This is a genomic window from Actinomycetospora straminea (assembly GCF_028737255.1).
Classification (GTDB): domain Bacteria; phylum Actinomycetota; class Actinomycetes; order Mycobacteriales; family Pseudonocardiaceae; genus Actinomycetospora; species Actinomycetospora straminea.
On the sequence record NZ_JAQZAN010000002.1, the window covers coordinates 223442 to 241541 of the forward strand.

Annotated in this window: 18 protein-coding genes; 3 read left to right on the top strand and 15 right to left on the bottom strand. The window is 77.1% G+C overall.

The genetic code is table 11. The annotated features are described in order from the left end of the window. Window positions 1-197: 197 nt before the first annotated feature. The 5 genes from rpsO to PH190_RS04320 all read right to left on the bottom strand — a co-directional run bounded on the left by rpsO (window position 198) and on the right by PH190_RS04320 (window position 4352). Window positions 198-467: a 30S ribosomal protein S15 gene (gene rpsO / locus PH190_RS04300; protein WP_274198811.1), complete on the bottom strand. Its 270-nt coding sequence runs from the start codon at window positions 465-467 to the stop codon at window positions 198-200. A 197-nt stretch (window positions 468-664) separates the two neighbouring features. Further along, window positions 665-1213: a transcriptional regulator gene (locus PH190_RS04305; protein WP_274230258.1), complete on the bottom strand. Its 549-nt coding sequence runs from the start codon at window positions 1211-1213 to the stop codon at window positions 665-667. Between the two features lie 101 nt (window positions 1214-1314). Further along, window positions 1315-2265, bottom strand: a complete 951-nt coding sequence (locus PH190_RS04310) for a bifunctional riboflavin kinase/FAD synthetase (protein ID WP_274230259.1) — start codon at window positions 2263-2265, stop codon at window positions 1315-1317. Window positions 2266-2340: 75 nt separating this feature from the next. Further along, window positions 2341-3294, bottom strand: coding sequence for a tRNA pseudouridine(55) synthase TruB (gene truB, locus PH190_RS04315; protein WP_274230260.1), 954 nt, complete (start codon window positions 3292-3294; stop codon window positions 2341-2343). 35 nt (window positions 3295-3329) lie between these two features. Further along, the gene (locus PH190_RS04320; protein WP_274230261.1) at window positions 3330-4352 is read right to left on the bottom strand and encodes an alcohol dehydrogenase catalytic domain-containing protein; all 1023 of its coding nucleotides are present in this window, start codon (window positions 4350-4352) and stop codon (window positions 3330-3332) included. Window positions 4353-4415: 63 nt separating this feature from the next. Between PH190_RS04320 and PH190_RS04325 the strand changes: the two genes are divergently transcribed. Next, a complete protein-coding gene (locus PH190_RS04325) occupies window positions 4416-5687 on the top strand; it encodes a geranylgeranyl reductase family protein (RefSeq protein ID WP_274230262.1) in 1272 nt (423 codons plus the stop codon). Between the two features lie 95 nt (window positions 5688-5782). Here PH190_RS04325 and PH190_RS04330 read toward each other — a convergent pair whose 3' ends face one another. The 8 genes from PH190_RS04330 to rimP form a co-directional block, all read right to left on the bottom strand. Then, on the bottom strand, window positions 5783-7108 hold the full coding sequence (locus PH190_RS04330; RefSeq protein ID WP_274230263.1) for an MATE family efflux transporter: 1326 nt from the start codon (window positions 7106-7108) through the stop codon (window positions 5783-5785). Continuing rightward, window positions 7105-8115, bottom strand: a complete 1011-nt coding sequence (locus PH190_RS04335) for a DHH family phosphoesterase (protein ID WP_420791572.1) — start codon at window positions 8113-8115, stop codon at window positions 7105-7107. Before PH190_RS04335 ends, PH190_RS04330 begins: the two co-directional genes overlap by 4 nt. 73 nt (window positions 8116-8188) lie before the next feature. Further along, window positions 8189-8713, bottom strand: coding sequence for a 30S ribosome-binding factor RbfA (gene rbfA / locus PH190_RS04340; protein WP_274230265.1), 525 nt, complete (start codon window positions 8711-8713; stop codon window positions 8189-8191). Window positions 8714-8739: 26 nt separating this feature from the next. Beyond that, window positions 8740-9036: a DUF503 domain-containing protein gene (locus PH190_RS04345; RefSeq protein WP_274230266.1), complete on the bottom strand. Its 297-nt coding sequence runs from the start codon at window positions 9034-9036 to the stop codon at window positions 8740-8742. Between the two features lie 99 nt (window positions 9037-9135). Beyond that, window positions 9136-12348, bottom strand: coding sequence for a translation initiation factor IF-2 (infB, locus tag PH190_RS04350; RefSeq protein ID WP_274230267.1), 3213 nt, complete (start codon window positions 12346-12348; stop codon window positions 9136-9138). Between the two features lie 61 nt (window positions 12349-12409). After that, window positions 12410-12820: a YlxR family protein gene (locus PH190_RS04355; protein WP_337993793.1), complete on the bottom strand. Its 411-nt coding sequence runs from the start codon at window positions 12818-12820 to the stop codon at window positions 12410-12412. Between the two features lie 3 nt (window positions 12821-12823). Beyond that, window positions 12824-13903 (bottom strand): transcription termination factor NusA, encoded by a 1080-nt coding sequence (gene nusA, locus PH190_RS04360; RefSeq protein ID WP_274230269.1) that lies wholly within the window; start codon window positions 13901-13903, stop codon window positions 12824-12826. Further along, a complete protein-coding gene (gene rimP, locus PH190_RS04365; protein ID WP_274230270.1) occupies window positions 13900-14583 on the bottom strand; it encodes a ribosome maturation factor RimP in 684 nt (227 codons plus the stop codon). The genes nusA and rimP overlap by 4 nt, the downstream gene beginning before the upstream one ends. Before the next feature lie 230 nt (window positions 14584-14813). Between rimP and PH190_RS04370 the strand changes: the two genes are divergently transcribed. Next, the gene (locus tag PH190_RS04370; RefSeq protein ID WP_274230271.1) at window positions 14814-15311 is read left to right on the top strand and encodes a hypothetical protein; all 498 of its coding nucleotides are present in this window, start codon (window positions 14814-14816) and stop codon (window positions 15309-15311) included. Continuing rightward, complete coding sequence (locus tag PH190_RS04375) at window positions 15308-15790, top strand: DUF4439 domain-containing protein (protein WP_274230272.1); 483 nt, start codon at window positions 15308-15310, stop codon at window positions 15788-15790. The genes PH190_RS04370 and PH190_RS04375 overlap by 4 nt, the downstream gene beginning before the upstream one ends. Here the strand turns inward: PH190_RS04375 and PH190_RS04380 are convergent, their stop codons facing one another. After that, on the bottom strand, window positions 15791-17185 hold the full coding sequence (locus PH190_RS04380) for a hypothetical protein (protein ID WP_274230273.1): 1395 nt from the start codon (window positions 17183-17185) through the stop codon (window positions 15791-15793). It lies immediately after the preceding gene. An 80-nt stretch (window positions 17186-17265) separates the two neighbouring features. Continuing rightward, the gene (locus PH190_RS04385) at window positions 17266-18048 is read right to left on the bottom strand and encodes an SDR family NAD(P)-dependent oxidoreductase (RefSeq protein ID WP_274230274.1); all 783 of its coding nucleotides are present in this window, start codon (window positions 18046-18048) and stop codon (window positions 17266-17268) included. Window positions 18049-18100 lie beyond the last annotated feature (52 nt).

The following is an 18100-nucleotide window of genomic DNA, read 5'->3' on the forward strand; positions in this document are numbered from 1 at the left end:
CACGGACGCGGTGCCGGCGACGGTGCCGACTGCGGTGTCCGGGGGCCACTACCGAGGACCGGCCGACGCGCGGGCGTCCCGGGTTCGTGGGCGATGGCGGCGGGGCCGGTCATGGGTCGTGCGCGCAGCACCGCGCCGGCCGGCGTCGTGGCCGGTCGGCGCGGTGCGTACGCGGTGATCAGGGGTGCTCCGTCAGGTCAGCGACGCAGCCCCAGCCGCTCGATGAGCGAGCGGTAGCGGGCCACGTCGACGGAGGCGACGTACTTGAGCAGCCGGCGACGGCGGCCGACGAGGAGCAGCAGACCACGACGCGAGTGGTGGTCGTGCTTGTGCATCTTGAGGTGCTCGGTGAGCCGCACGATCCGCTGCGTCAGCAGCGCGACCTGCGCCTCGGGCGACCCGGTGTCCGTCTCGTGGACCCCGTACTCGGAGAGGGTCGCCTTCTTCTGCTCGGTGGTCAGTGCCACGGGGGTGGTGCTCCTGTCTGCTGTCGTCGGTGCCGTGCGGAGGGCCGACACCCACCACGCCCCGAGGACGGAGTCGCTGACGGTGGGCGACGCGCTCGCGGGGGTCGGCACCACGGCCGCACCACCCGCCGCCCGGCCACCACGGACCGCAGCCAGGCGAATCGGTACCCAGTGTACCGACGGGCCGGGTCGCCCGATCAGCGGCCCGGGTCGGGCCGCTCGTCGGTCGTCCCGGCCGCCGGGTCCCCGGTCGCGGCGCGCCGGAGCAGGCCCGCGAGGGACGGGAAGCCGCCGTCGAGGGTGTCCGCGGCGCGGGCCAGCTCGTCGGGGCCGGCGACGGTGCGCAGCAGGTCGTACGACCCCGCCGTGGCCCGCGGCTCGGCAGCGCGGACCTCGTCGAGCAGCTGCGTCACGGTCGCCCGGTCGGGGGTGGTCGGGCGGCCGCCGCCGAGCCGCGCGACCGCCTGCTCGAGCAGCACCAGCCGCCCCAGCACCGCCGGCGTCCCGATCTTGACGCGCCGCCCGCTCATCAGCTGCGAGAGCTGCGGCGAGCTGACGCCCAGCGCCGCCGCGAGGGCGGCCTGCGAGACGTCGAGGGCGCCGAGGAGGCGCCGCAGGCGGTCGCCCAGCGGCTCGCCGTAGAACCGGCGCTGGAGCTCCCGGTTGCGGCGCAGGGCGGCCGCGCGGTCTCCGGGGTCGTCCCCCGTCCCGGCCGGTCGTCCTCCCGCGGGCTCCGATCGGCCCACGCGCGTCACCCCGCCTCCGTCCCCTCCCCGTGCCGCCCCGGCCGGGCGATGGTGGCACCCGGCGGCGGGCGGTGGTGGCCGTTCGGGAGAGGTCGCGGGGACTAGATGCCGAGGACCTCGCGGGTGCGGGCCACGTCGCCGTCCATGGCGACGATCAGCTCGTCGATCGAGTCGAAGCGGTCCATGCCGCGCAGCCGCTCGACGAAGTCGACGCCGACGCGCGCGCCGTAGAGGTCCTCGTCGGAGTCGAGGACGAACACCTCGACCGTGCGGACCCGCCCGGAGAAGGTCGGGTTGGTGCCGACCGACGTCGCCGCCGGCAGGACGCGGCCCTGGTGGTGGAACCAGCAGGCGTAGACGCCGTCGGCCGGGATCGCGGCGTGCTCGCCGCAGTCGACGTTGGCCGTCGGGTAGCCCAGCTCCCGGCCGCGCTGGTCGCCGCGCACGACGACGCCCTCGAGGCGGTGCGGGCGGCCCAGGGCCTCCGCTGCGGCGCGCACGTCGCCGGCGCTGATGCAGGCGCGCACGTAGGTCGACGAGAACGTCACCGTCGACCCGGACGCGGCGGCGCCGATCGGCTCGGTGACGAGGTCGACGCCCTCGGCGGCGAACCCGAAGCGCTGGCCGAGCCGCACGAGCTCGGCGACGTCACCGGCCGCCTTGTGACCGAACGTGAAGTTGCGCCCGACCACCACCATCGCCGCGTGCAGCCGGTCGACGAGCAGCTCGTGGACGAACTCGTCGGGCGCCACCCGCGCGAGGTCCGGCGTGAACGGCAGCACCCAGAACGCGTCGACGCCGAGCTCGGCGACCAGCTCGGCGCGCCGGGTCAGCGTCGTCAGGCGTGCCGGGTGCGTGCCCGGGCGCAGCACCGACGCGGGGTGCGGGTCGAAGGTGATGAGCACCGTGGGCAGGCCGAGCTCGCGCGCGTGGGCGATCGCCCGGCCGATCAGCTGCTGGTGGCCGCGGTGCACGCCGTCGAACACGCCGATGGTCACGACGCACCGACCCCAGCCCGACGGCACCCCGTCGAGTCCCCGCCAGCGTTGCACGGCGGCGAGCCTACGGGCGGTCCCCGCGGTCACGCCGTGTCGGTGGGTGGATCACCGCCGTCCCGGAGGCGCGGCTCACGCCGGGGCCAGCACGAGCACCGGCCGGGCGGCGCCGCGGTCGTCGGCGACCAGCCCGATGACGTGCCCGTCGGGCCCGAACACGCCGACCGTGCCGGCCGCGCCCCCGGCGGGCAGCGGGCGGCCGTGCGCGAGACCGGCCGCCTCGTCGGCGTCGGCGTCGCGGCGCGGGAAGGCGACGGCGACGGCGGCGTCGAGGTCGAGCGAGAGCCCCGCCCGGCCGTGCTCCTCCTGCTCGGCGCCCAGGACCTCGAGCGTCCGCGCCCGGGCGAGCGTGAAGGGCCCGACCCGGGTGCGGCGCAGCGCCGTCAGGTGCCCGCCGACGCCGAGCCCCGCGCCGAGGTCGCGGGCCAGCGCGCGGACGTAGGTGCCCGACGAGCAGTCGACGAGGACGTCGAGGTCGCGGAACGGGCCCTCGGTGCGGGTCGCGAGCACGTCGAAGCGGGACACGGTGACCGGCCGGGCCCCGAGGACCACGTCCTCGCCCGCCCGCGCGCGCTCGTAGGCGCGCCGGCCGTCGACCTTGATCGCCGACACGCTGCTCGGGACCTGGGCGATCTCGCCGGTCAGGGCCGCGACGCCCTCGTCGACGGCCGCGTCGGTCAGCGCGCCGGTGTCGGCCGGCGCGCCGAGCGGCTCGCCCTCGGCGTCGTCGGTGGTCGTCGCGAGACCGAGGCGGATCGTGGCCAGGTAGCTCTTGGTGTCGAGGGCCAGGTGGCCGAGCAGCTTCGTCGCCCGCTCGATGCCCAGCACGAGCACGCCGGTGGCCATCGGGTCGAGGGTGCCCGCGTGCCCGACCCTGCGGGTGCCCATCAGCCGGCGCGCCCGCCCGACGACGTCGTGGGAGGTCCACCCCGCGGGCTTGTCGACGACGAGCAGCCCCGGGGGCGGGGGTTCCCGCCGCTCGCGCCGCTCGGCCCGCTCGCCGCGCTCTCCGCCTCGTCCGGACACGGCCGTCCATCATGCCGGACCCGGCGGGCCCGGGGTCAGCGGCTCGGCTCGACGACGACCACCTCGCCGGGCACCGGTGGCGCGGCGAGCGCGGCCGGGGCGGCGTCGAGCCCGACGCGGCGCGTGACGAGCAGCGCCGGGTCGAGCCGCCCGCTCGCGACGAGCTCGGTCAGGCGCGGGTAGTCGGCGGCGGCCATCCCGTGGCTGCCGAGCAGGGCGAGCTCGCGGGCGATCACGTCGGGCACCGGCACGGTCGGCTCGGCGGCCAGCAGCCCGACCTGCACGAGGGTTCCCTGGAGCCGCAGCGCGCGGATCCCCAGCGCGAGCGAGTCCGCCCGGCCGGCCGCCTCGACCGCGACCCGCGGGCCGTCGCCCCCGACGGCCGCGCGCACCCCGTCGGGCCCGACGGCCGGGTCGAGGGCGTCCGTCGCGCCGAGGTCGAGGGCCCGCTGCCGGGCCGCCGGTGCCGGGTCGACGACGACGGCCTCGGCCCCGAGCGCGCGGGCCACCAGGACCGCGGCGAGCCCCACCCCGCCCGCGCCGAGCACGAGGAGTCGGTCGCCGGCCCGCACCCCGCCCCGGTCGGCGACGGCGCGGAAGGCGGTGGCGACCCGGCACCCGAGCAGGGCCGCTCCCCCGGCGTCGAGGTCGTCGGGGACCGCGACGAGGTTGGCGTCGGCGAACCGCAGAGCGACGAGCTCGGCGAACGACCCGTCGTGGGTGAAGCCGGGCTGCTCCTGGTGCGGGCAGACCTGCGCCTGGCCCGCCGCACAGGTCGCGCAACGCCCGCAGCCCTGGACGAACGGGGTGAGCACCCGGTCGCCGACGCGGGCCCGCGCCACGTCCGCGCCGACGGCCACGACCCGGCCGACGAGCTCGTGACCCGGGACGAACGGCACCACCACCCCGGCGTCGTGCCCGCGCCAGGCGAAGCGGTCGCTCGCGCAGAGCCCGGTCGCCTCGACGGCCACGACCACCCCGTCGGGCGCCGGGACCGGGTCGGGCCGCTGCACCACCGTCGGGGCGACCCCGAACTCCTCGACGAGCACCGCGCGCACGGGGTCGAGTCTCCCCGGTCTCCCGGCCCGGCCCGATCACCGACCAGCAGGCATGCTGGAGAGGTGACCATCCCGACGCGCACCGACGTCCTCGTCGTGGGCGCCGGCCCCGCCGGGTCGGCCGCCGCGGCGTGGGCCGCCGACGCCGGCCACGACGTCGTCCTCGCCGACGCCGCCGTCTTCCCCCGCGACAAGGCCTGCGGCGACGGCCTCACGCCCCGGGCGATCGAGGAGCTCGAGCACCTCGGCCTCGGCGAGTGGGTGCGCGGGCGGGGCACGAACCGGGGCCTGCGCGCCGCCGGCTTCGGCCAGCTGCTGGAGCTGCCCTGGCCCGGCGGCTCACTCCCCGCGCACGGCGGGGCCGTCGCGCGCACGGAGCTCGACGCCCGCATCCGCACCGTCGCCCTGACGAAGGGCGCGGTGCCGGTGGAGGGCGCCCGCGCCGTGGACGTCGAGCGGGACGGCGACCGGGTCACGGGCGTGGTGTTCACCACCGCCGACGGGGAGTCCACCACCGTCGGCTGCCGGCGCCTCGTCGTCGCCGACGGGGCCCGCTCGACGCTCGGGCGCGTGCTCGGGCGGGAGTGGCACCGCGACACCGCCTACGGCGTCGCCGCCCGCGGCTACGTCCGCTCCGGGCGCCACGACGACGCGTGGATCTCCTCGCACCTGGAGCTTCGGGGCACCGAGGACGAGGTGCTCTCGGGCTACGGCTGGGTGTTCCCGCTGCACGACGGGCACGTCAACATCGGCGTCGGGACCCTCGCGACCGAGGCGCGGCCCGCGAACGTGCGGCTGCGCTCGCTGATCGCCCACTACGCCTGCCAGCGCCGCGAGGACTGGCAGCTCGACGGCGAGGTGCGCGACGTCGCCTCGGCCCTGCTGCCGATGGGCGGCGCCGTGTCGGGCGTCGCGGGGCGCAACTGGGCGCTGGTCGGGGACGCCGCCGGCCTGGTGAACCCGCTCAACGGCGAGGGCATCGACTACGGCCTGGAGAGCGGGCGCACCGTCGCCGGGCTGCTGGGCGCCGACGACGATCTCTCCCTCGCCTGGCCCGCGACCCTGCGCCGCCACTACGGCTCGGCGTTCTCGATCGCCCGCCGGCTCGCGACGCTGCTGACGACGCCCCGCCTGCTGCCGCTCGCCGGGCCGGTGGGGATGCGCTCGCGGGCGCTGATGACCGTCGCCCTGCGCGTGATGGGCAACCTCGTCACCGAGGAGGACGCGGACCTCGTGGCGCGGGCCTGGCGGGTGGCCGGGCGGGCGTCGCTGCGCGCCGACGACCTGCCCCCGTTCCCCGCCGCCGACCTGCGCCGGCCCGTCGCCGCGAGCTGAGGGCGCCGGCGCTCGGGGAGATCAGCAGGACGCCGAGCACCTCGACGGTCCCGCCGAGGTGCGTATCGGCCTGCTGATCACCGTGGTCGGCGCACTCAGGTCCCCGTGACCGCCCAGGCGTCGCCGCGCACGCGCAGGCCGACGGCCACGGCGCGGGCGAGGATGAACAGCGTCAGCCCCGCCCAGATCCCCACGAGCCCCCAGCCGAGGACCAGCGAGAGCCAGATCGTCGGCAGGAACGCGCCCAGCGCCGAGCCCACGGTGATGCGGCGCAGGTACGCCGCGTCGCCCGCGCCCAGCAGCACCCCGTCCAGCGCGAACACGTAGGCCGCCACCGGCTGGAGCGCCACGAAGAACCACCACGCCTCGGGCACCACGTCGCGCACCGCCGGGTCGGGCGTGAACACCCCCGGCAGCACCCCGGCCGTCACCGCGAACACGATGCCGGCGACCAGCCCCAGCACCAGCCCGTAGCGCGTGACCCGCCCGCTGACCCGCCGTGCCGTCGCCACCGACGCCGCGCCCAGCGCCGCCCCGACCAGCGACTGCGCGGCGATCGCCAGCGCGTCGAGCACCGTCACCATGAACATCCAGAGCTGCAGCACGATCTGGTGCGCGGCCACCGACGGCGCGCCGAACCGGGCGGCCACCGCCGTCGCCGAGAGGAAGCAGGCCTGGAAGGCGGCGCTGCGCAGCAGCAGGTCGCGGCCCAGCCCGAACTGCGCGCGCATGTCCGCGGGCACCGGGCGCAGCGACACGCGCTCCCGCACCAGTGCGCCGACGAACAGCAGCCCGACCGTCGCCTGCGCGCCCACGTTCGCCCACGCCGAGCCCTCCAGCCCGAGCGCCGGGAACGGGCCGGGCCCGTGGACGAGCAGCGGGCACAGGATCGCCGAGAGCCCGTTGCCGGCGAGCACCACGACGATCGGGCGGCGGGTGTCCTGCACCCCGCGCATCCACCCGTGCCCGGCGAGCGCGACGAGGATGCCCGGCGCGCCCCACACCGCGATCCGCAGCCAGCCGGTGGCGGCGTCGGCCACGGCGCCCCCGCCGCCGAGGAGGTCCGCCAGCCACGGGGCCGCGAGCCACACGACCGCCACGACCGCGAGCCCCACGCCCAGCGCGATCCAGGTCGCGGCGACGCCCTCGCGCACCGCGGCGGGGCGGTCGCCGGCGCCGTGGTGGCGGGCGGCGCGGGCGGTCGTGCCGTAGGCGAGGAACGTGCCCAGGCTCGCGACCTGCGCCAGCACCACCCCGCCCACCGCGAGCCCCGCCAGCGGCACCGCGCCGAGGTGCCCGACGACCGCGGTGTCGACGAGCAGGTAGAGCGGCTCGGCGACCAGGACCACCAGCGCCGACGACGCCAGCGCGAGGACCCGCCGGGCCCCGGGGTCGACCGTCGTGTCCGGTGCGCTCGTCATCCCAGGAGCGGCGCGTCCGCCAGCGCGTGCCGGACGCGGTCGAGGATGTCGGTGCACTCGCCGTCGAGCGTGAACCCGGAGGCGACGCGGTGCCCGCCCCCGCCCAGTGCCGACGCGGCCGCGGCGACGTCGAGGCGGCCCTTCGAGCGCATCGAGGCGGTCCACCGGTGCTCGCCGACCTGCTTGAGCACCACGGCCACCTCGGCCTCGGCGGTGGTGCGCAGGACGTCGATGACGCTCTCGATCTCCTCCTGCCGCCCGCCCGAGACGTGCGCGGAGCCGATGCGCGCGTGCACGAGCCCGAGCCCGCGGGCCTCGCCGACCTCGAGGCGGGCGGTCGCCAGCACCGTCGAGAGCATCGAGAGCCAGGAGAACGGGTGCGTGTCCAGCAGGGGCCGGGTCACCGCCTCGGCGTCGACCCCGGCGACGAGCAGCCGGGCGGCCATGGCGTGGGTGTCGGGCGAGGCGGCCCGGAAGTTGCGGGTGTCGGTGACCAGGCCGGCGTAGAGGCAGCGCGCGGTCGGCAGGTCGACCGGCGCGCCCATGGCGTCGAGCAGGTGCAGCACCATGACCGCGGTCGCCTCGGCCCGCGGGTCGACGTAGTAGTGCGTGCCGAAGCCCGAGTTCGAGGCGTGGTGGTCGATGACCAGCGTCGTCCCGGCCGTCTCGGCGCGGTCGGCGAGCGGACCGAGGCGGTCGACGCTGCCGGTGTCGAGCACGACGAGCAGCTCGGGGACGTGCGCGACCCCGTGGTGCGGCACCACGAGGCCCGCGACGTCGAGGTCGCGCAGCGACTCCGCCGGCTCCTCCGGCGCCCCGAACGACACCTGCACCTGCGCGCCGTGGCGGTGCAGCGCGAGCCCGAGGGCCAGCGCGCTGCCCAGTGCGTCCGCGTCGGGGTTCACGTGGGCGAGCAGCACCACCTGGTGCGCTCCGGTGAGCAGCCCCACCGCCTCGTCGAGGGCGACCGGCCGGCTCACCCCCCAGCTCTCCTCCGCCGCGACCATGGCCGGTGCGCCTCCTCGTGTGCCGCCGGTGCCCCCGCACCGGGGACGACGGCATCACGCTACGGAGTCGTCGTCAGCCCGTCGACCGCGCCCCGTGACCGGGCTCGGCCGGGAGATCCTCGTCGAGGTCCTCGGTGGACTCCTCGAGACCGTCGCCGACCGGGACGTCCTCGTCCTCCTCGCGCGGCTTGCGGTACGGGTCCGCCTCGCCGGCGTAGGAGGCGCCGACGGCCAGCGTCGCGACCTCGGCGTCGGCGCGCCGGACGCCCTCGAGCAGCTCGTCGAGCCGCGCGGCGCCCTCGGGCACCGCGTCCGGGACGAACTCGAGGGTCGGCGTGAACCGCACCCCGGTCTGCCGGCCGACGGCGGTGCGCAGCACGCCGCGGGCGCTGGCCAGCGCGGCCGCCGACCCGGCGCGCTCCGCGTCGTCGCCGTAGACGGTGTAGAAGACCGTGGCCTCGCGGAGGTCGGCGGTCACGCGGGTGTCGGTGATCGTCACCATCGCCAGGCGCGGGTCCTTGACCTCGTGCTCCAGCGTCGAGGCGACGATCTGGGAGATCCGCTTGGCGAGCCTGCGGGCCCGTGGCGCGTCGGCCATGGCGGTCCCTCCTGTGTCGATGGGGGCTAGTCGTCGTGCGGACCCAGCCAGCGGGTCCGCGCGGAGAGCAGCTGGAACTCCGGGTGGGAGGCCACCAGCCGCTCGCAGTGGTCGAGCACGTCGGTGACGTGCTCGGGGTCGGCCGCGACCGCCGCGACCCCGATCAGGGCGCGGCGGTGCAGGTCGAGATGGCCGGCCTCGGCGACCGAGACGGCGTACTTGCGCCGCAGCTCCGCCACGACGGGACGGACCACCGAGCGCTTCTGCTTGACCGAAGCGACGTCGCCGAGCAGGAGGTCCAGCTCGAGCGCACCGACGTACATGCTCACATCAGCCGGTCCGGGGTGGAGTGACCCCCGGGACGGCCGGACCAGCCGTCCCGGGGGCGCTCGTGCTCGACGGTCGCCTGCGGCGACGCCGACTCACTCGCGGGGCTTCTCCCGCATCTCGTAGGTCATGATCTTGTCGTCGACCTTGATGTCGTTGAACGACCCGAGCGTCAGACCGCACTCGTAGCCGTCGCGGACCTCGGTCGCGTCGTCCTTGAACCTCTTCAGCGAGCTCACCGTGAGGTTCTCGGCGACGACCGCACCGTCGCGGACCAGGCGCGCCTTGCCGTTGCGCCGGATGATCCCCTCGGTGACCAGGCAGCCGGCGATCGTGCCGACGCGCGAGGAGCGGAAGACCTCGCGCACCTCCGCGGTGCCGAGCTCGACCTCCTCGTAGATCGGCTTGAGCATGCCCTTGAGGGCCTGCTCGATCTCGTCGATCGCCTGGTAGATCACCGAGTAGTAGCGGATGTCGATGCCCTCGCGGGTGGCCAGTTCCGTGGCCTTGCCCTCGGCCCGGACGTTGAAGCCCAGGACGATGACGTCGGAGGCGATCGCGAGGTTGATGTCGCCCTCGGTGATCGCACCGACACCGCGGTGCAGCACCCGCAGCTGGACCTCCTCGCCCACGTCGATCTTCATGAGCGCGTCCTCGAGAGCCTCGACGGTTCCCGAGTTGTCACCCTTGATGATCAGGTTGAGCTCGTTGGTCTCCTTCAGCGCGGCGTCGAGGTCCTCGAGGCTGACGCGCTTGCGACGGCTCGCGAGCTGCGCGTTGCGCTCGCGGGCACGGCGCCGGTCGGCGATCTGACGGGCCACGCGGTCCTCGTCGACGACGAGGAACGTGTCGCCGGCGCCCGGCACCGACGTGAAGCCGATGACCTGCACCGGTCGGGAGGGCAGCGCCTCCTTCACGTCCTCGCCGAACTCGTCGAGCATCCGCCGGACGCGGCCCGACGCGTCGCCCGCGACGACGGAGTCGCCGACGCGCAGCGTGCCGCGCTGGACCAGCACCGTCGCCACCGGACCGCGGCCGCGGTCGAGGTGCGCCTCGATCGCGACGCCCTGGGCCTCCATGTCCGGGTTGGCCCGGAGGTCCAGGGAGGCGTCCGCGGTGAGCAGGACGGCCTCGAGCAGCCCCTCGATGTTGATGTTCTGGCGGGCCGAGATGTCGACGAACATCGTGTCGCCGCCGTACTCCTCGGCCACCAGCCCGTACTCGGTGAGCTGCTGGCGGATCTTCTGAGGGTTGGCGCCCTCCTTGTCGATCTTGTTGACCGCCACGACGATCGGCACGTCGGCCGCCTGCGCGTGGTTGATCGCCTCGATCGTCTGGGGCATCACGCCGTCGTCGGCCGCGACCACGATCACCGCGATGTCCGTGGACTTCGCCCCACGGGCACGCATGGCGGTGAACGCCTCGTGACCCGGGGTGTCGATGAAGGTGATCTTCCGCTCGACGCCCTCGAGCTCGGTGTCGACCTGGTACGCGCCGATGTGCTGGGTGATGCCACCCGCCTCGCCCTCGGCCACCCGCGTCTTGCGGATGGTGTCGAGGAGGCGCGTCTTGCCGTGGTCGACGTGACCCATGACCGTGACGACCGGCGGGCGGGCCTCGAGGTCCTCCTCGCCGCCCTCGTCGGAGCCGTAGCTGATCGAGAACGACTCGAGCAGCTCGCGGTCCTCCTCCTCGGGGGACACGACCTGGACGTCGTAGTTCATCTCGCCGCCGAGCAGCTCGAGCACGTCGTCCGACACCGACTGGGTCGCGGTGACCATCTCACCGAGGTGGAACAGCACCTGGACCAGCGAGGCCGGGTTCGCGTCGATCTTCTCCGCGAAGTCGGTCAGCGAGGCGCCGCGGGGCAGCCGGACGGTCTCGCCCTTGCCCTTGGGCAGGCGGACGCCGCCGACCGACGGCGCCTGCATGTTGTCGAACTCCTGGCGCTTCTGCCGCTTCGACTTGCGACCACGACGCGCGGGACCACCGGGACGCCCGAAGGCACCCGCGGCACCGCCGCCACGACCACGGCCACCGGGACCGCCGGGACGGCCACCGCCGCCACCGCGGAACCCGCCGCCGCCCGCGGGCGCGCCGGCACCGCCGCCGCCACCGGGACGGAAGCCGCCGCCACCGGGACGACCGCCACCGGGGCCACCACGGCCGCCGCCGGGGCCGCCACGACCGCCGCCGGGGCCGCCGGGACCACCGCGTCCGGGCGGGCCGGACGGGCGGGACGGCATCATGCCGGGGTTCGGGCGCGGGGGCATGTTGCCCGGCGTCGCGCCGCCCGTGCCGCCGGGACGCGGCGGACGGTCGGCCGCGGCCGGACGCTCGCCGTCGCGCGGCGGGCGCGGCGCCGGGGCCCCGCCGGACTCGCCGTCACGCGGCGGACGGGGGCCACCCTGCCCGGGCTGGCCCTGCTGGGGGCGCTGCGGGCGGGGCGGGGCGCCGGAACCGACGCCGAACGGGTTGTTGCCGACGCGCGGCGTCTTCGGCCCCGGCTTCGGGGCCGACGGGCGCGGCGCGACGGTCGACGCGTCGCTGCCCTGGGAGCCGCCCGGGGAGCCGCCCTGGGCGGCCGCCGCGGCCTGGCCGTCCTGCGCGGCCGCCGGACGCTGCTGCGGGCCGGGACGCGGCGCCTGCCCGTCACGGTTGCCCTGGCGCTGGTCGCCGCCGCGCTCCGAGGAGCGCTCGCCACCGGGCCGCGGGATGCCGCCGGGACGGGGACGGTCGCCACCGGGACGCGGACGGTCGCCGCCCGGACGCGGGCCCTGCGGGGCCTGACCGCCGGGACGGTCGGACCGCTCGGGACGCTCGGTGCGCTCGGCCGGGGCCGCGGGCGCCGACGCGGCGGACGCCGCCGCCGGCGCGGACTGACCCTGGCGGTCGCCGGGGCGGGCGCCGGGGCGCGGGCCGGGACGCGGGGCGCCACCGGACGAGCCGGACGAGCCGGCCGAGCCGTTGCCGCCGCCGTTCCCGCCGGCACCGCCGCCGCTGGGCGCGGGGCCGGGACGCGGGCCGGGGGTCGCGCCGGGGCGCGGGGCGCCACCGGACGAGCCCGACGGGCCGGGCTTGGGTGCGCCACCGGGCCGCGGGCCGGGGGTGGCGCCGGGGCGCGGCTGACGACCGGAGCCGTTGCCGCCGCCGGACATGGAGTCGCGCAGCTTGCGCGCGACGGGGGCCTCCACCGTCGAGGACGCCGACTTGACGAACTCGCCGAGGGACTCCAACTGCGTGAGTACCTGCTTGCTGGTGACGCCGAGCTCCTTCGCGAGCTCGTGCACCCGGGCCTTACCTGCCACTGATCTCCTCATCCTCGAGGTCAGCGGGGGGCCCGCGACCTCGTCTCCTACGCCTGCGCCTTCATCGGGAGGGCTTCACGGCTGGCTCATGGGGGTCGACCTGCTTCCTCGTACGCACGCGACGGTCGTCGCGCCTGTCGTGCCCGGCGGGTGTGACGGCGGAGTCCGGATCGAGCAGCGCGCGCAGGGCTCCGGTGTCGAGCGGCCCCGGGACGCGCAGTGCGCGGGGGAACGCCGACCGGCGCTCCGCGCGGGTCAGGCAGTCCGGATCGGGGTGCACCCACGCACCGCGACCGGGCTTCCGATGTCGCGGGTCGGGATCGGCGATCCCGTCCGCGGCCACCACCCGCAGGAGTTCCGACGCCGAGGCCCGCGAACGGCAGCCGATGCAGGTGCGCACCGGGCCCCGACCGTCGTCTCGACGGTCACGTTCCGGTGCCACCCCACGACCGGGCTCGCGGGTTCGGGCCACCGGTCACTCTACCGCGCCGCTCGACGGCTGCTCGACCCCGCTGCCTCCGCGGACCCCGACGCCGCCGGGATCGTCGGTGCCGTCGGTCCCGTCGGCCTCCTCCGGGATCGCCTCGGCGTCCGAGCGGATGTCGATGCGCCAGCCCGTGAGCCGCGCGGCCAGGCGGGCGTTCTGCCCCTCCTTGCCGATGGCCAGCGAGAGCTGGAAGTCCGGCACCACGACGCGGGCCGTGCGGGTCTTCGCGTCGACGACGGTCACCGAGACCACCTTCGAGGGCGAGAGCGCGTTGCCCACGAACTCGGCGGGGTCCTCGGCCCAGTCGATGATGTCGATCTTCTCACCGTTGAGCTCGCTCATGACCCCGCGCACCCGCGCCCCCATGGGGCCGATGCAGGCGCCCTTGGCCCCGAGGCCCTGGACCTTCGACCGCACCGCGATCTTGGTCCGGTGACCGGCCTCCCGGGCCACCGCGACGATCTCGACGTGGCCCGCGGCGATCTCCGGGACCTCGAACGCGAACAGCTTGCGCACCAGGTTCGGGTGGGTCCGCGACAGCGTGACCTGCACGCCCCGCGCGCCGCGGTTGACCCCGACGACGTAGCAGCGGATGCGGGCCCCGTGCTCGTAGCGTTCGCCCGGCACCTGCTCGGCGGCCGGCAGCACGCCCTCGATCGAGCCGATCTCCACGACGACCACGCCGCGGGCGTTGGCCCGCGCGTCCCGCTGGACGACGCCGGCGACGACCTCGCCCTCCTTGGCGGAGAACTCGCCGTACGTCCGCTCGTGCTCCGCGTCGCGGAGGCGCTGCACCACGATCTGGCGCGCCGTCGACGCGGCGATACGACCGAAACCCTCGGGGGTGTCGTCGTATTCCCCGACGACCTCGCCGTCCTGGTCGGTCTCCGGGACGAGGACGGCGACGGCGCCGCTCTTGCGGTCGACCTCCACGCGGGCGCGCGGGTTCTCGCCGCCGTTCTGCTTGTAGGCGGTGAGCAGCGCGGTCTCGATCGCGGAGAGCACGGTCTCGAACGGGATCTCCTTGTCCCGCTCGATGGCGCGCAGCGCGGCGATGTCGACCTTCACGACCGTTCCTCCTGTCCGTCCTGCACGTCCTGGGCCCGCCGGGCGTCCGGGTCCCCGCCGGCCGCGACCACGAGGGCCTCGACCTCGGCGGGCGGCGCCGGCTTGAACTCGACCTCGACCACGGCCCGGCGCACCTCCGCCAGCGGCAGCCGGTGCAGCACCGGCCCCTTCGGGGTGCCCTCCGCCAGGGTCACCGTCGCGCCGTCCGACCCGCCGTCGGCCCCCTCCCCCGACGCGCCGACCGGGCCGACCCGCGCGCTGAGCGTGCCGCCGTCGGTCCGCGTGATCGCGACCTTGCGCAACCACGCCCGCCGCCAGTGGTGCGGGCGGGTGAGCGGACGGTCGGTGCCCGGCGTCGTCACCTCGAGCGTGTACTCGCCCTCGGGGGTGCCCTCGCCGCCGCCCTGGTCCATCGTGTCGAGGAGCTGCGAGAGCTCGCGGCTCACGCCGGCCACCTCGTCGAGACCCGGGCCGGGCGCGGGCGGGTCGTGCGGGCCCGGGACGTCGGCGGTGTCCACCACCACGCGCACGACCTGGCGCCGGCCGGCCGGGCGCACCTCGAGGTCGTCGAGCACGAAGCCGGCGGCCTCGACGACCTCGACGACGGCCGGGCGCAGGCGCTCGGCGGCGGCGGTGCCGCCGCCCCCACCGGCGGGTGCGGGGGACGTCCCACGGGACAACGGGGGCTCCTCACGAGCGGGTCCGCCACGGGCGGCACGGTCGCCGCAGGACGTGCTCTGACGGCGACACCGGGCGCGGCGGACGGGACGGGCGAGCGGCCGGGATGCCGGCGCGCGATGGTCCAGCCTAGCGCTCGGCCGACCGGGGCCCCGCCGCGCCGCCGGGCTTGCGGGTGACCCTCGCGGTGTCGTCCCGGCCGACCGGCCGGCGGCTGGCAGACTGGCCGCCCGTGGTCGCCGTCGACGAGGAAGCCCGCCCCGGCCCGTCGCGGCGCACGGTGCTGCAGGGCGCGGGGCTGCTGGTCGCGCTGACCGGCGTCGCGGGCCTGTCCGCCGCGGGCTGCGCCGCCCCCGAGGGCCCCGACGAGCTCGAGGGGCCGCTCGCCGCCGCTCGCGCCGACGCCGCCGCCGCGGGCGCCGCGGGCGCCGCCTTCCCGGAGCTCGCCGACCGCCTGCCCCCGCTCGCCGACGCCCGCCGCGCGCACGCCGACGCCCTCGCCGCCGAGATCCGCCGCGCCCGGCCCGACCGCGCGCCCGCCGTCGACGCCCCGCCCCCGGCGGCCCCCGCGCCGGCGAGCGCGGCCGCCGCGCTGGCCGCGCTGCGCGGCTCGCTCGGCACCGCCCGGGACGGCGCCGGGGCGGTCGCGCTGACCACGGCGTCGTACCGCTGCGGCCTGCTCACGTCGATCGCGGCGAGCTGCGCCGGCCTCGCGGTGGTGCTCGCGTGACACCCTCCCCGCCCGCCCCGCCCCCGCTCGACGACGACCTCCAGGGCGCCGTCCTCGTCGCCCTGGGCACCGAGCACGCCGCGGTGTGGGTCTACGGGCTCGTGTCGGCGTTCCTGCCGGCGAGCACGGCGTCGGCGGTCACGGCCGCCTCGCTCGCCCACCGGGAGCGCCGCGACGCCGTCGTGGCCCTCCTCGCGCGCACCGGCGTCACCGCGCCCCCGGCCGCCGCGGCCTACCGCCCGCCGTCGCCGGTCACCGACGCCGCCTCGGCCGCCGCGCTCGCCGCCGTCGCCGAGGACGACGTGGCCGCGGCCTGGCGGGCGGTCGCGGAGCGCACGGAGCCCGACAGCGGCGGCGAGCTGCGCCGCCTCGCGCTGGACGCGCTGACGCAGGCGGCCACGACCTCTGTCACCTGGCGCGGCCTCGCCGGCCGGACCCCGCTCGTGCCGGCCTTCCCCGGCGACGGCTCGGCGACCTGATCAGCGCAGCGCCAGCCCCGCGCGGGAGATGCGGTCGAGGGCCTCGCCGTCGGTGAAGCCCGGGTCGATGCCGTCGGCCTCGGACACCACGACGCGGTCGCCGAGCTGCGCCGACGCGTAGCCCTGCCCCGACAGCGCGGGCGGGGCGCCCGGGTAGCCGCGCTGCTCGCGGATGAGGTCGGAGATGTTGCCGGTGCCGTTGCTGTCGACCAGCGAGCGGAACGCCGTCGCGGTGGTCGTGTCGGGCATCTGCACGGTCGCGACGGCCACGACCACCTGCTGCCCCTCCGCGAACCCCGACCACAGGGACCGGTCGAGGTGCAGGCACCCCCGCTCGCGCAGGAAGTTGGCCGCCTGGCCGTAGGCGTGGCCCTCGCAGGAGACGTCGGTGGTCGCCACCTGGCGGGTGAAGGTGACGCCGTCGACCACGCGCGTCGCGGCGAGGTCGGCGGACGGGTCGTCGCCGGTCGCCGCCCGCCCGACGAGGACCGCGAGGGCGAGGGCGACGAGGAAGGCGGCGACGGCCGCGACGGTCAGCCCCCGCCAGCCCCAGACCCAGTCGGGCAGGCGGCGCGCCGAGCGGGCGCGGGCGGAGCGGGCCGCCCGGCCGGCGCGCGCGAGGCTCCCGATCCCGCCCGGGACGGGCGGCCCGGAGGAGCTGGGGGCGGACGCCGAGGTGGCCGAGATGGCCGGTGACGGCTCGTCGACCGGCAGCCGCCCGGTCCGCGGGAGCGAGGGGCGTGCGTCGGGGGGCGAGGAGCTCGCGGCGTCCGTCCCGGGCGCCACCTGGGCCGGCACCGGCGTCGTCTCGGGCGCGGCGCCGGCGTGCAGGACGGGCGTCTCGGGGGCGAGGAAGCCGGCCTCGGCGAGGCGGTCGTCCTCGGGCACGTGGTCGCCGAGCCGGAAGGCGACGAGCAGGCGGCGCAGGTCGTCGACGTCGAGGACGCGGAAGGAGCCGACGGGCGCGGTCAGCGCGGCGCGGCTGGCGGCGACGCCGCTCTCCTCCTCCTCGCCGACGGTCGGGAGGATGCGCCGGGGCGCGCCGCAGGGCGGGTCGGGCAGTCCGAGCAGGCGGTCGAGCTCGTCGGCGACCTGCGCGGCCGTCGGCCCCCCGGTGCGGGCGAGGCCGCTCGGCGGGGTGTCGGGCCCCCGGCCCCCGCCCGCGATGACCGACTCGCGCGCGACCTCGCGCTCGGCCGCGGGCAGCGGGGCGAGGCCGAGGACGCCGTCGGGACGCACCACGAGGGCGTCGAGGGGGCCGTCGGGTCCGCCCGGCAGCGCCACGGCGACACCGGGCACCGGGGCGGCCCGCTCCGCCTCCTCGAGCAGGGCGCGCGCCCGCGCCACCCGCTCCGGAGCGATACCGAGGCGGGGATCGGGGGCCAGGACCAGCATCCGATCCTCCACGTTCGGGGGACATGGACCGCGCTCAACGTAGCCGAGAGGGTCACGATCCGATCACGACCCCCGCCGACTCAGCGGGACAACCGCCGCCGCTCGCCCAGCCGCGCGACGAACGGCACGGCGACCCGGGCCATCCCCGGCAACGCCGCCGAGGTGCGCTGCAGGGCCGCGCGCCAGGCGGGGACGGTACGCAACGCCCGCCGGGACCCGAGCATCCCCATCCCCGCGTCGACGACCTCGTCCACCGACAGCAGCCGCGTGCCGGTGAACAGCAGGGCCGCGCTGGGCCGGTGGGCGACGTTGCTGACCAGCGAGGTGTCCACCACGTCGGGGCACAGCGCCCGCACCCGCACCGGGCGGCGCGCGGCGGCGAGCTCGATGTCCAGCGCCTGCGAGTAGCTCAGCGCGGCGGCCTTGCTGGCGCCGTACGTCGCGAACCCGGGCGTCGGACCGAGACCCGACAGCGAGACGACGTTGAGGACGTCGCCGCGGCGCATCACCGACACCGCCGCGCGGCAGCCGTGGACCAGCCCGATGGTGTTGATCTCGAAGGTGGCGGCGACGTCCTCGTCGGAGGCCTCCCAGGCCGGCGCCGTCGAGAGCACCCCGGCGTTGTTCACCCAGACGGTGACGTCGCCGAGGTCCGCGGCGGCCAGCGCGACCGCGCGGTGCGCCGAGGCGTCGCGCACGTCGAGGGGCATGGCGGTCGCGGGGCCGTCGAGCGCCTCGGCGGTGGCCCGCGCGGCCTCGGCGTCGACGTCGGTGACGACGAGGTGGTGGCCACGCGCCGACAGCGCGGCGGCGAGGCCGGCGCCGATCCCGCGGCCCGCGCCGGTCACGACCGCGACGGCCACTCGTCCCTGTCCGGAGTCCGGGTGCACGGCGGCATTCTGGACCGTCCGTCGC

What these genes read in the sequence shown, in the direction of transcription:
- PH190_RS04330 (WP_274230263.1), bottom strand. Translation starts at nt 7,108, where the DNA reads ATGACGAGCGCACCGGACACGACGGTCGACCCCGGGGCCCGGCGGGTC.
- PH190_RS04380 (WP_274230273.1), bottom strand. Translation starts at nt 17,185, where the DNA reads ATGCTGGTCCTGGCCCCCGATCCCCGCCTCGGTATCGCTCCGGAGCGG.
- rbfA (WP_274230265.1), bottom strand. Translation starts at nt 8,713, where the DNA reads ATGGCCGACGCGCCACGGGCCCGCAGGCTCGCCAAGCGGATCTCCCAG.
- PH190_RS04335 (WP_420791572.1), bottom strand. Translation starts at nt 8,115, where the DNA reads ATGGTCGCGGCGGAGGAGAGCTGGGGGGTGAGCCGGCCGGTCGCCCTC.
- PH190_RS04345 (WP_274230266.1), bottom strand. Translation starts at nt 9,036, where the DNA reads ATGTACGTCGGTGCGCTCGAGCTGGACCTCCTGCTCGGCGACGTCGCT.